We start from the raw sequence: 12,352 nt of genomic DNA, 5'->3' as shown, positions 1-12,352 counted from the left end.
GCGTCCCGCCTGAGGCGTGCGATGGGCCCTGGCGTCCCGCCAGAAGCGCGCGATCAGCCCTGGCGCCCCGCGTGGCGCAAGGTCTGCAGCAGCATGTGGTGCAGGCTGTCGACCGCCTTGGAGCCGCGCGAGGCGCTGCTGCGGTACAGCGCGACCTGCATCGGCTCGAGCGGGCCGAGGTCGTGCGCCGCGCCCAGCACCTGCAGGTGCGCGGGCGCGCTGCACTGCGTGAGCGCCGCCACGGCCAGCCCGCTTTCCACCGCCGCGATCTGCCCGGCCAGGCTGGAGCTGTTGTAGACCACCTTGTAGGGGCGGCCCTGCAATGCCAATGATTGGACGGCGCTGCGCCGGCCCAGGCTGGCTTCCTCGTAGACGGCAATGGGCAGCGGGTTGCGGCTCCACACGTCGAACTGCGTGGAGCCGACCCACACCATCGGCTCGTGGAACAGCAGCGTGCCGCGCCGCACATGGTCGCGCGAGACCAGCGCCAGGTCGAGTTCGCCGCGCGCCACGCGCGGAATCAGCGAGGTCGACTGCTCGCAGTCGAGCTGGATCTCGACGCCGCCATGGCGCGGCGCGAAGCGCTTGAGCACGGGCGTGAGGTACTTGCTCGCGTAGTCGTCGGGCACGCCGAGCCGCACCAGGCCCGAGACGCTTTCGCCCTGCAGCGCGGCCTGCGCCTCGGCATGCAGGTCGAGCACGCGGCGCGCGTAGCCCAGCAGCGTCTGGCCTTCATGCGTGAGCTCCAGCTGCCGCGCGCCGCGCACCAGCAGCCGGCAACCCGCGGCCGACTCCAGCTTCTTGAGCTGCATGCTCATCGCCGACTGGGAGCGATGCACCTCGGTGGCCGCGCCGGAGAGCGTGCCGGCATCGACCGCCGCAACGAAGCTCTTGAGCCAGTCGATCTGCAGGTCTCTCATGTATTCGAAAAGCGGATGGTTGTGTTCAAAATTATGCGCTTTTCGGTTTGCACGGCGGGCGGCACAGTCGGGCCGATGAACTCGACGACTTCCCTGCGCGCCGTGACGGCGGCTCCCGCGGCTCCCGCGGCCCGTGCGGCCCTTGCCGGCGCCTTGCCGCTCTCGCGCCAGCCGGCCGCGCCCGGCCCGCTCGACGGCCGCGCCATCGGCGTCATGACGCTGCTGTGCCTCGCCTGGAGCCTGCAGCAGATCTCGCTGAAGGCCATTGCCGGGCAGGCCAGCCCGATGCTGATGGTGGCGCTGCGCTCGGGCATCGCGCTGGTGCTGCTGGCGGCGCTGATGTGGCACCGCGGCGAGCGCCCGCACGCCGCCCGCTGGAAGCCCGGCGCGGCCGTCGGTGCGCTGTTCGCGCTGGAGTACCTGCTGGTGGCCGAGGCGCTGCGCCTCACGGGCGCGTCGCACGTGGTCGTGTTTCTCTACACCGCACCCATCTTCGCCGCGCTGGGGCTGCATGTGCGGCTGCCGGCCGAGCGCATGGGCGCGCGGCAGATCGGCGGCATCGCGCTGGCGTTCGCGGGAATCGCGGTGGCTTTTCTGGGAAGCGATGCGGGTTCCGCCGACGCGAGCGGCCGCGCGCTGCTGGGCGACGGACTGGCGCTGCTGGGCGGCGTGGCCTGGGGCGCGACGACGGTGACGATCCGCTGCTCCAGCCTTGCCGCGGCGCCCGCCACCGAGACGCTGCTCTACCAGCTGCTGGGCGCCTTCGGCCTGCTGCTGCCGGCCGCGGCACTCATGGGGCAGTGGCACTTCGAGCCCTCGGCGGCCGTCTGGGCGCACCTGGGGTTCCAGAGCCTGGTGGTGTCGTTCGCCAGCTTCCTGACGTGGTTCTGGCTGCTGCGCCGCTACCTGGCGTCGCGGCTGGGCGTGTTCTCGTTTCTCACGCCGCTGTTCGGGGTGGTGCTGGGCGTCGGCCTGCTGGGCGAGCCCATCGAGCTGCCGTTCGTCGCGGGCAGCGTGCTGGTGCTCGCGGGCATCGGGCTGGTGGCGCTGCGCCGCCGCTGAAAGCGCGGGGCGCGGCAGCCCCGGCGCTTCGCTTCAGCCCTGCTTCTTCTTCTCTTCGCGCGCGGCCTGCACGGACGGGTCGGCCGCTTCGGGGGTTTTCGGCGGATCGATGGCCTCGTGCCCGTTGCCCACGTGGCCCGAGTCGGCGAACAGGCTCCACGCCGCCATGAACAGCGCCGCGATCACCGGCCCGATCACGAAGCCGTTGATGCCGAAGATCGCCATGCCGCCGATGGTCGACATCAGCACCACGTAGTCGGGCATCTGCGTGTCCTTGCCCACCAGCAGCGGGCGCAGGATGTTGTCGACCAGGCCGATCACGAACACGCCCACGAAGATCAGCACGCCGCCCTGCCACAGGTGCCCCGTGGCCAGGAAGTAGATGGCCACCGGCCCCCAGATCAGCGCCGCGCCCACGGCCGGCAGCAGCGACAGGAAGGCCATGAGCACCGCCCACAGCAGCGCGCCCTGCACGCCCAGGAACCAGAACGCCAGTCCGCCCAGCGTGCCCTGCGCGATGGCCACGGCCACGTTGCCCTTCACGGTGGCGCGGATCACGGTGGTGAACTTGTTCAGCAGGTAGTGCGTGTGCGGCTTGGCCAGCGGCAACGCGTCGCGCACTTTCTTGGAAAGGTCCGCGCCGTCGCGCACCAGGAAGTACAGCAGGTACAGCATCACGAAGAAGCTGACGATGAAGTCGAAGGTGTTCTGGCCGATGGCCAGCGCCTGGCTCGCGATGATCTGGCTGGCCTGCCCGGCGGCCGCCGAGATGCGCGCCTGCCAGGCCGCCATGTCGCCCAGGTTGAAGCGCTCCACCAGGTTCAGCAGCCATTGCGGCGCCGCGTCCAGGATCTGCTGGAAGTAGGCCGCGAAGTTGATCTGGCCCGAGCGGATGTTCTGCGTGACCAGCGCCACCTCCTGCACCAGCGACACGCCGACCATGGCCAACGGCAGGATCACGATGAACAGGCAGATGGCCAGCGTGGAAAGCGCGGCCGCGTTGGGCTTGCCGCGCATCTTGCGCAGCAGCCATTTGTACAGCGGCGTGAACAGGATCGCCAGCGCCACGCCCCAGAGCACCGCGCCGAAGAACGGCATCAGCACCCAGAGGAAGGCGCCGGTCACGACGGCGAGAAGGGCGAGGAACACGCCGCGCTGGAGTTGGGGGGAGTTCATAAGTGTCTCGGACTGTAGCCGAGCCGGAACCCGCGCCTGTGTCAGCCGGTGCGCCCTTGTGCGGCGCGGCAGGTTCCCGCAGGGAATTCGCCCGATACGCGCACCGCAGTTGCGTAGTGCGCTATGAAATAGATAGCGAAGTCCGGAATTATTTCACAGCTTCAGCGCTTGGCTCGCGGCAGCGCCACCGGTGCCAGCGTGGCACGCAGCCGGCTCGGCGCGTCGGGCTCGGCGGCGGCGTCGACCTCGAGCGCGCGCTCCACGTTGCCGATGTGCGCCAGCATCAGCTGGCGCGCCTGCTCGGTGTCGCCAGCCTCGAGCGCCGCGACGATCGCGCCGTGCTCCGCGCACGACTGCCCGGCCTCGTGCTTCGACTGGTACAGCGTGGCCGCCAGCGTGGTGCGCGCCGTGAGGTCGCGCAGCACGTCGACCAGCAGCTGGTGGCCCATCTGCTCGGCCAGGCACACATGGAAGTCGGCCAGCAGGAAGGCGCGCGTGGCCGCGTCGGCGCCTTCGATGGCGCGCTGCTCGTCGGCGATGTGGTCGCGCAGCTTGCGGATCACCTTGGCCAGCGGGCGGCCCTCGCTCGCGGCCAGGATGCCGGCCTCGACGATGCGCCGCGCCGAGAACGCGTCGCGCGCCTCCTCGGCCGACGGCTCCACCACATACCAGCCGCGGCGCGACTGCACCTCGACGAAGCCGCGCGCCTGCAGCTGCATGAGCGCCTCGCGCACCATGGTGCGGCTCACCGAGAAGTTCTCGGCCAGTGCCTGCTCGCCGAGCCGCTCGCCCGGCGCGAGCTTCTGCGCGAGGATGGCCTCGACGACGCGTTCTGCAATGGCGGTGGGGCTGACGTCGGCGGGCATGGAGTTCAACGGGCGCTGGTGGCTGCGGTGGCGGTGGCGGTGTTTACCACGGGCGCGCCGCTGGCTTCGGCTTCGGCCAGCGGTTCGTCGTCGGGCGAATAGCGCCCGTCGAGCACCGCATGCGCGCGCTCGCGGTCGATGTCGCCTTCCCACGCCGCAATGGCCACCGTCGCCACGCAGTTGCCGATCAGGTTGCCCAGCGCGCGGGCGATGCCCATGAACCAGTCCACCGACAGCACCAGCACCAGGCCGATGGCGGGAATCGCCGGAATCGCATGCAGCGTGGCGGCCAGCACCACGATGGCCGAGCCCGGCACGCCGTGCGCGCCCTTGGACGTGACCAGCGCGATCGCCAGGATCGTCAGCAGGTCGGCCATCGAGATGGGCGTGTTGGTGGCCTGCGCGATGAACACGGCCGCCAGCGTGATGTAGATCGAGAACGCGTCCAGGTTGAACGAGTAGCCCGTGGGAATCACCAGGCCCACCGTCGAGTCGCGGATGCCCATGCGGCGCAGCTTGGCCATGATCTGCGGCAGCACGCTGTCCGACGAGGTGGTGGCGAACACGATGGTGAGCTCCTCGCGCAGGTAGCGCAGCAGCTTGATCAGGCTGAAGCCCGACAGGCGCATCACCAGCCCGAGCACCACGAACACGAAGATCGCCACCGCGCCGTAGAAGAGCGCCACCAGCATGCCCAGCTGCTTGAGCGAGCCGATGCCGTACTGCCCCACCGTGAAGGCGATGGCACCCAGCACGCCCAGCGGCGCCAGCTTGATGATGATCCCCATGATCTTGAACAGCACCAGCGAGAGCGCGTCGACCACCACCGCCACCGGCTTGCCGCGATCGCCCAGCAGCGTGAGCGCGCAGCCGAAGAGCACCGCGAACAGCAGCACCTGCAGCACGTCGCCGGTGGCGAAGGCGTTCACCACCGTGGTGGGAATGAGCTTCATGAGGAAGTCGACCGTGCCGCCGCTGGTGAGCTTGTCGGCGTTCGACGCGTAGGCGCTCATGGCGGCCGGGTCGAGCTTGGAGGGGTCCACGTTCATGCCCGCGCCGGGCTGGAACACGAAGGCCAGCGCCAGGCCCATGGCCAGTGCGACGGTGGTCAGCACCTCGAAGTAGATGAGCGACTTCACGCCCACGCGGCCCACGCGCTTGAGGTCGCCCGCGCCGGCGATGCCGTGCACCACCACGCAGAACACCAGCACCGGGATGATCATCTTGATCAGCTTGATGAACCCGTCACCGAGCGGCTTGAGCTTGACGGCGTACTCGGGAGCGAAGAGCCCCGCGAGCACGCCGAGCACCAGCGCGATGACCACCTGACCGAAAAGCGATTTGGCGAAGCGAGGCATGGGAGCTCCTGTCTGTCTTGTCGAGGGTTTGCATGCAAGGCCTGCCGTGTCTTGCATACAAGAACTGTAGGCAAGACGGGTTGACGGGGGTCAGAGGGTATTCCCGGGCCGGGTTGCAATGCGCCGGACAGGAGCGCTCCGCGCTGTCGCCGTGCCGGCGTCTCATGCGTGTCGGCAATTCGACGGAATTGCCAATTCAAAGGCCCGATGAGTCAAATTTGCAATCAGCATCACCGAACGTGATCAATTGCATTCGATTTGCCAATTCAGGGTTTTCAGGCATTGATCCTGCATGGCTGAACCCTGAAACTCGCCTGCGCTTATTGAAAGCTCTGCTTTTGGGCCGAATTGGAATTTGGCTTTCAAGCCATTGCCGATTGCCGGATGTTCGCCCGCATCCATTCCCAAGATGGTGCACCGAAGGCGCAAGTCCCGCCCGGCGGGGCGAGGGGGAGCGTCATCGGGGCGAGCGAAGCCCGGGACTGAAAGACAGCATCAAGTTTGCTTATGCTGTTGGCTTCCAAAGTGCGACCCATAAGATCGTGGAATTTAACCCTGACCTTAAGGTGTTGCACTTCCATGCCAATGACTCGACGCGCTCTGGTTCGCACCGCTGCAGCTCTCATTCCTGCAATTGGCGGATTTCCTCAAATCGGCCGTGCGGCAAATCGCGCATTCACGTACGGCGGGTCTGCCTGGCTCGGGCATTACTCCGCGTATATCGCCATCAAGACCGGAATATTCGCTAAGAAGGGCCTCGAGATCAAGTGGCAGAGCTTTCCGACCTCGTCCGACCGCATGGGCGCGGTGATGGCGGGAAGCATCGACCTGGCAGGCACCGGCGTGGTGTCCTCGCTGGCGCTCATGGCCGCCGGCGCCACGCAGTTCAAGGTGATTGCCACGCCCAACAACTTCGGCCGGGCCGAAGGCGTGCTCGTGCGCCCGAACGTCGCGGGCATCGCGCAGCTGAAGGGCAAGAAGATCGGCGTGACCTTCGCTTCCAGCGCGCACGTGCTGATCCTCGACCTGCTCAAGCAGGCGGGCATGAATGCCGACAGCGATGTCTCGCTGATCAACCTTCCCGCGCCCAACCTGCTGTCCGCCTACCAGGGCAACCAGATCGATGCCGCCGTGGCCTGGACGCCGGCCTTCGACCGCATCAAGACGCTGCCCAACACGCGCGTGCTGGCCGACGACACCTCGTTCTCACTCTACAAGGAATACAACATCACGCCGGGCCCCGACGTGCTGCTGGCCACCACCAAGCTGGCCAAGGAAGACCCGGCCGCGATCAAGACCTTCCTGCAAGGCATCTTCGAGGCCAACGCCATGCTGAGCAACGCGCCCGAGGAAGCAGCCAAGGTGCTGCTCGAGGTCACCGGCCTCACGCTGGACGAACAGGTCAACACGATCAAGCAGACCGGCTGGTACAGCGCCGAGCAGCAGCGCGGCCTGCTGGTCGCGCCGGGCGGCTTCGTCACCGGCATGCAGAAGCTCTCCGAGATGCTGGTGTCGCTCAAGCAGATCGACCGGGCGCCGGTGGTTCGCAACTGGCTCGACGCTTCCTACATCTGACATGGCCGAAGCTTCGAAACCCCGCAGAACACCGGCATCGCTGGCATGGCTGAGCGTGCTGTCGCTGCTGAGCTTCCTGCTCGGATGGGAGCTCGTCTGCCGCGCCGGCGTGGTCGATCCCATCTTCCTGCCACCGCCGTCGCAGGTGCTTGCCAGGGCCTCCAACATGTGGGGGCAGGGCACGCTGGTGTGGCACGTGCTGGCGTCGACGCGGCGCGTGATGGTCGGCTTCCTGGCCGCTGTCGCGGTCGCGATCCCGCTGGGCATCTGGCTCGGCACCTCGCGCATCGCCCGCGCGATCTTCGACCCGGTGATCTCGTTCCTGCGCCCGCTGCCTTCCATGAGCTGGATCCCGCTGTCGCTGCTGTGGTTCGGGATCAATGAAACGCAGAAGTACAGCATCGTCTTCATGGGCTCGTTCGTGCCGGCGCTGCTGTACGTGATGGAGGCCACGCGCAGCATCGATCCGCTGCTGATTCGCGCCGCGCGCAACCTGGGCGCGCAGCGCTGGCAGGTCATGCGCGAGGTGCTGCTGCCGGGCTGCCTGCCGCAGATCATCTCGGGCATGAAGATCATCCTGGGCCTGTCGTGGACCTGCGTGATCTCGGCCGAACTGGTCGCGGCCAAGGAGGGCCTGGGCTTCATGATCATGAACGGCAAGGAGTTCTTCCAGACCGACACCGTGGTCCTGGGCATGGTGCTCATCAGCTTCACCGTGCTGGCGACCGACCTGCTCGTGCGCGCGCTGGAGCGCTGGCTTCTCGATTGGCAAAAATGAAAAACAGCATGATCAGTATTCGCGACGTGTCGAAGAGCTTCGGCGACAACCACGTCCTGTCGAGCCTCGACCTCGAGGTGAAGAAGGGCGAGTTCCTCGTGCTGCTGGGCGCGTCGGGCTGCGGCAAGTCGACGCTGCTGAACCTCATGGCGGGCTTCGAGAAGCCGACGCACGGCACCGTGTCGGTCAACGGCAAGCGCATCGACGACGTCACTTCCGCCTGCGGCATGGTGTTCCAGCAGTACGCGCTCTTCCCGTGGCAGACGGTGCAGCAGAACGTGGAGTTCGGGCTCAAGATGAAGAAGGTGCCCAAGGACGAGCGCGCGGCCGTGGCGCGCCGTTTCATCGAGATGGTCGGCTTGAAGGGCAGCGAGAACAAGTACCCGCAGGCGCTCTCCGGCGGCATGAAGCAGCGCGTGTCCATTGCGCGCGTGCTGGCCAACGACCCCGACGTGATGCTGTTCGACGAGCCCTTCGCCGCGCTGGACGCCATGACGCGCCAGGTGCTGCAGGACCAGCTGCTGTCGATCTACGAGCAGAGCGGCAAGACGATCGTCTTCATCACGCACTCCATCGACGAGGCCCTGATGCTGTCGACCCGCATGGTCATCATGGGCTCGCGCCCGGGGCGCGTGGTGCAGGACATCCGCAACGAGCTGCCGCATCCGCGCACGGCGGAGATCCAGCTGTCGGAAGACTTCATTGCGCTGAAGCGTTCGATCTGGGAAACGGTGCAGGAGGAAGTAGGGCGCACCCTGGCGGTCTCGCGCGGCTGAACTGCAGGCCCCAATGAAAAAGCACCGGGACTTTGTGTCCCGGTGCTTTTTTCATGGGCGCGTGAAGGCGCGAGTCAGAGCGTGTTCGTGAGTTCGGGCACGGCCACGAACAGGTCGGCGACGAGGCCGTAGTCGGCCACGCTGAAGATCGGTGCTTCTTCGTCCTTGTTGATCGCGACGATGACCTTGGAGTCCTTCATGCCGGCCAGATGCTGGATGGCGCCGGAGATGCCTGCTGCGATGTACAGCTGCGGGGCGACGATCTTGCCCGTCTGGCCCACTTGCCAGTCGTTGGGGGCGTAGCCTGCGTCGACGGCTGCGCGGCTGGCGCCCAGGCCTGCGTTCAGCTTGTCGGCCAAGGGAGCCATGACTTCCTGGAACTTCTCTGCGCTGCCGAGTGCGCGGCCACCCGAGACGATGATCTTGGCTGCGGTCAGTTCAGGGCGTTCGCTCTTCGTGACTTCGCGGCCGACGAAGCTGCTCTTGCCGCTGTCCGCGACGCCTTCAGCGGTTTCGACCGTTGCGCTGCCACCCGTGGCGGCTGCGGCGTCGAAGCCGGTCGTGCGGACCGTGATCACCTTGGTGGCGTCGCTGCTCTGCACGGTGGCGATGGCGTTGCCGGCGTAGATCGGGCGCTCGAAGGTGTCGGGGCTGTCGACCTTGGTGATGTCGCTGATCTGGGCTACGTCCAGCTTGGCGGCCACGCGGGGGGCGACGTTCTTGCCGTTGGCGGTCGAGGGGAACAGGATGTGGCTGTAGTTCGACGCAATCGCCAGCACTTGGGCTGCGACGTTCTCGGCGAGGTTTTCTGCGAGGCTCGGGCTGTCTGCGGCGATGACCTTGGTCACGCCTGCGATCTGCGCTGCAGCCTTCGCAGCTTCTGCTGCGTTGGCGCCTGCAACCAGCACATGCACTTCGCCACCGCACGCCAGGGCAGCGGTCACGGTGTTCAAGGTTGCCGGCTTGATGCTGGCGTGGTCGTGTTCGGCCACGACGAGGGATACAAGTGCGGTCATGTTCAGATCACCTTCGCTTCGTTCTTCAGTTTGTCCACCAGCGCTGCAACGTCAGGCACCTTGATGCCGGCGCCGCGCTTCGGAGGTTCTGCCACCTTCAGCGTCTTCAGGCGGGGCTTCACATCCACGCCCAGGTCTTCGGGCTTGAAGACATCGAGCTGCTTCTTCTTGGCCTTCATGATGTTGGGCAGCGTCACGTAGCGTGGCTCGTTCAGGCGCAGGTCGGTCGTGATGACGGCTGGCAGCGTGAGGCTCAGCGTTTCCATGCCGCCGTCGACTTCGCGAGAGACGGTGACCTTGTCGCCAGCGACTTCGACCTTGGAGGCGAAAGTGGCTTGCGGCAGATCAGCCAATGCAGCCAGCATCTGACCGGTCTGGTTGGCGTCGTCATCGATGGCTTGCTTGCCCAGGATGATCAGCGAGGGCTGTTCCTTGTCGACCAGCGCCTTGAGCAGCTTGGCGACAGCGAGAGGCTGCAGCTCTTCGGTCGTCTCGACCAGGATGCCGCGATCGGCACCGATGGCCATCGCCGTGCGCAGCGTTTCCTGGCACTTCGCATCACCGCAGGAGACGGCGATGACTTCAGTCACGACACCCTTTTCCTTCAGGCGCACGGCCTCTTCGACAGCGATCTCGTCGAAGGGGTTCATGCTCATCTTCACGTTGGCAATGTCCACCCCGGTGCCGTCGCTCTTCACGCGCACCTTCACGTTGTAGTCGACGACCCGCTTCACGGGCACAAGGATCTTCATATTCGCGTGAACTCCAGAATTGATTTGAAAGACGGCGGGCTGATGCCCGATATGGCGCGCGCCTCGACGCGCCCTGCGCGCAGTGTTGCCAACCGGCAAGCGATCCGGCGAAGAATAAGTCTCGCCGATGCAATGCTTAAGAACCGATTCAGTCGCCGCTCTCGGACGCGACGAGCGCGTCCGCGTCCAGCTGCAGCGCGTCGGTGATTTCCCTGGACAGCTGGCGCTTGACCGCAATGCGGATCAGGTCCCGCACCTCGGTGGGCAAGGCGCCCAGTTCGCCCTGCCGGTAGGCCAGGTAGAAGGTGCGGCTCACATCGACGTAAGGCCGGCCGCGCCGCACGAACGCGGACATGGGCAGCACGCGAATGTCCGGCAGGAACTGGCGCGACTGCCAGATGCACAAGGGCGTCGTCAGCGCGAACCCCATGCCGTTGGCGACCAGGCTGAGCAGCGGGTCGGTGGTGTCGAACTCGTAGGTGCGCTCGAGCATGTCGCCGCTGCGCTGCAGGTAGTCGTCGACCTGCTGGCCGATCACCGACCTGGCGCTGTAGCGAATGAACTTGAGTTGCCGCTCGAGTTCCGCGAGCGACCCGAGCGGGCCGGCGTCGAATCCCGGCGGAAGCACCGCGTAGAACTTCTCCGAGAACAGCGGCGTGCGCGCAATGCCCGCGGAGCCATGCAGGCTGGTGGTGACTGCCAGGTCCAGTTGCCTGCTCTCGATGGACGCGTCGAGCGTGGGCGTGATGCCGGACCACAGCCGGATCTGGTGCGAGGAACCCGACAGGCCCTTGATGAGCATCGGCCCGACCGTGGCCGCGAACGAGTCGACGCATCCGATGCGCACGGTCATGCGCTTGGCGCGGCTGACGCTGCGCACGCTCTCCACCAGCTGGTCGGCCTGCGTCAGCAGTTCCTTCGCGTGTTCGAACAGCCGCTGCCCCGCGGCCGTGGGCTGCGCGGGGCGCGTGGTGCGGTCCAGCAGGGCGGTGTCGAAGAAGGTCTCCAGCTGCTTGATGCGCTGGGACACGGCGGCCTGCGAAATCTTCAGGAGCTGTGCCGCGTCGGACACGCTGCCCGACTCGATCACCGCGATCCAGCTGACAAGCAGATCCCAGTCGGGCAGACCTTTCTTGCTGTTGGAATTCATAGAGGGTGCCGGCAAGGACGAAAGATCGAACGCTTGCATTCGGTCGTCGAAAGAAGCTGTCTTTCTCATTACAGCATAGCCCCCTGGCGCGCGAGCCGGTGAAATCAGCGGCCCGCGGGAGCGCTGGACTGCACCTGCGCCACGGCCGCCGCCAGCATGCGGGCCAGCAGCGGTTGCACCTTGGCCGCGGTGTCGGCACGGTACTCGAACGGCGCCTCTTCGTTCATGTACAGGCTCTGGCACATCTCCAGCTGGATGGCATGCACGCCCGATGCGGGCTGCCCGTACGAGCGGGTGATGTAGCCGCCCTTGAAGCGGCCGTTCACCACATGCGTGAACGGCGAGCCCTGGTCGGCGGCCGGCCGCAGTGCCGCCTCGAGCACATCGGCGGCGCAGGACGCGCCATCGTTCGTGCCCACGTTCAGGTCGGGCAGCTTTCCGTCGAACAGCCGCGGGAGCACGCTGGCGATGGAATGCGCCTCCCACAGCAGCACCTGCCCGTGCAGGGCGCGAAGCCGGTCCAGCTCCGCCCGCAGCGCATCGTGGTAGGGCTGCCAGTACACCGCGCGGCGGCGCTGGACCTCGGCATCGGTGGGTGCGCGGCCGGGCAGGTAGAGCGGCTCGCCGCGAAAGCTCTCGGTCGGGCACAGGCCGGTGGTGGTCTGGCCCGGGTAGAGGCTTTCACCGCCCGGCGGCCGGTTGAGGTCGATCACGTAGCGCGACACGCGCGCACCGATCACCGAGGCGCCCATGTCCCTGGCGAACCCGTACAGCGTGTCGAGGTGCCAGTCGGTGTCGCGCACGCCGAGCGCTTCGGGCGTCAGGTCGCGCCGCACCTCCTCGGGCAATGCCATGCCCAGGTGTGGAATGGAGACCAGCAGCGGCGCGTGGCCCTGCGCGAGATGGAATGCGTTCGACGTCAT

13 protein-coding genes are annotated in these 12,352 nt (G+C 66.8%); 4 read left to right on the top strand and 9 right to left on the bottom strand.

Annotation, left to right across the window (positions count from 1 at the left end; all coding sequences use genetic code 11):
- Nucleotides 1-53: 53 nt before the first annotated feature.
- Nucleotides 54-920 carry a LysR family transcriptional regulator gene (locus tag BM013_RS23845; protein WP_093130129.1) on the bottom strand — a complete coding sequence of 289 codons (867 nt, stop codon included), beginning with the start codon at nt 918-920 and terminating at the stop codon, nt 54-56.
- Nucleotides 921-1,133: 213 nt separating this feature from the next.
- On the opposite strand from BM013_RS23845, the gene BM013_RS23840 reads away from it, so the two are divergent.
- The gene (locus BM013_RS23840; protein WP_256221663.1) at nt 1,134-1,982 is read left to right on the top strand and encodes a DMT family transporter; all 849 of its coding nucleotides are present in this window, start codon (nt 1,134-1,136) and stop codon (nt 1,980-1,982) included.
- 33 nt (nt 1,983-2,015) lie between these two features.
- Here the strand turns inward: BM013_RS23840 and BM013_RS23835 are convergent, their stop codons facing one another.
- From BM013_RS23835 to BM013_RS41290, 4 genes are all read right to left on the bottom strand, one after another.
- Complete coding sequence (locus BM013_RS23835) at nt 2,016-3,158, bottom strand: AI-2E family transporter (RefSeq protein WP_093130127.1); 1,143 nt, start codon at nt 3,156-3,158, stop codon at nt 2,016-2,018.
- A 161-nt stretch (nt 3,159-3,319) separates the two neighbouring features.
- Nucleotides 3,320-4,024: a GntR family transcriptional regulator gene (locus BM013_RS23830; RefSeq protein ID WP_093130126.1), complete on the bottom strand. Its 705-nt coding sequence runs from the start codon at nt 4,022-4,024 to the stop codon at nt 3,320-3,322.
- A 5-nt stretch (nt 4,025-4,029) separates the two neighbouring features.
- The gene (locus BM013_RS23825) at nt 4,030-5,382 is read right to left on the bottom strand and encodes a C4-dicarboxylate transporter DctA (RefSeq protein WP_093130125.1); all 1,353 of its coding nucleotides are present in this window, start codon (nt 5,380-5,382) and stop codon (nt 4,030-4,032) included.
- A 243-nt stretch (nt 5,383-5,625) separates the two neighbouring features.
- Nucleotides 5,626-5,784 (bottom strand): hypothetical protein, encoded by a 159-nt coding sequence (locus BM013_RS41290; RefSeq protein ID WP_177225549.1) that lies wholly within the window; start codon nt 5,782-5,784, stop codon nt 5,626-5,628.
- 177 nt (nt 5,785-5,961) lie between these two features.
- On the opposite strand from BM013_RS41290, the gene BM013_RS23820 reads away from it, so the two are divergent.
- From BM013_RS23820 to BM013_RS23810, 3 genes are read left to right on the top strand one after another with little or no spacing between them, the layout of a single operon-like run.
- The gene (locus BM013_RS23820; protein ID WP_177225548.1) at nt 5,962-6,957 is read left to right on the top strand and encodes an ABC transporter substrate-binding protein; all 996 of its coding nucleotides are present in this window, start codon (nt 5,962-5,964) and stop codon (nt 6,955-6,957) included.
- Between the two features lies 1 nt (nt 6,958).
- On the top strand, nt 6,959-7,735 hold the full coding sequence (locus BM013_RS23815; RefSeq protein WP_093130123.1) for an ABC transporter permease: 777 nt from the start codon (nt 6,959-6,961) through the stop codon (nt 7,733-7,735).
- Between the two features lie 8 nt (nt 7,736-7,743).
- Nucleotides 7,744-8,511, top strand: a complete 768-nt coding sequence (locus BM013_RS23810) for an ABC transporter ATP-binding protein (protein WP_093130122.1) — start codon at nt 7,744-7,746, stop codon at nt 8,509-8,511.
- 74 nt (nt 8,512-8,585) lie between these two features.
- Here BM013_RS23810 and BM013_RS23805 read toward each other — a convergent pair whose 3' ends face one another.
- The 4 genes from BM013_RS23805 to hutG form a co-directional block, all read right to left on the bottom strand.
- Nucleotides 8,586-9,527, bottom strand: a complete 942-nt coding sequence (locus BM013_RS23805) for an electron transfer flavoprotein subunit alpha/FixB family protein (RefSeq protein ID WP_093130121.1) — start codon at nt 9,525-9,527, stop codon at nt 8,586-8,588.
- A gap of 2 nt (nt 9,528-9,529) precedes the next feature.
- Nucleotides 9,530-10,279 carry an electron transfer flavoprotein subunit beta/FixA family protein gene (locus BM013_RS23800; protein WP_093130120.1) on the bottom strand — a complete coding sequence of 250 codons (750 nt, stop codon included), beginning with the start codon at nt 10,277-10,279 and terminating at the stop codon, nt 9,530-9,532.
- 148 nt (nt 10,280-10,427) lie between these two features.
- Entirely contained in the window at nt 10,428-11,429 is a 1,002-nt protein-coding gene (locus BM013_RS23795) for a LysR family transcriptional regulator (RefSeq protein ID WP_093130119.1), read from the bottom strand.
- A gap of 104 nt (nt 11,430-11,533) precedes the next feature.
- Complete coding sequence (gene hutG / locus BM013_RS23790) at nt 11,534-12,352, bottom strand: N-formylglutamate deformylase (protein WP_093130118.1); 819 nt, start codon at nt 12,350-12,352, stop codon at nt 11,534-11,536.

It is taken from the genome of Variovorax sp. OK605, assembly GCF_900115445.1.
Lineage (GTDB): Bacteria > Pseudomonadota > Gammaproteobacteria > Burkholderiales > Burkholderiaceae_C > Variovorax.
The sequence above is the reverse complement of the archived record's forward strand: the minus strand, read 5'-3'. Positions and strand labels throughout refer to the sequence as shown.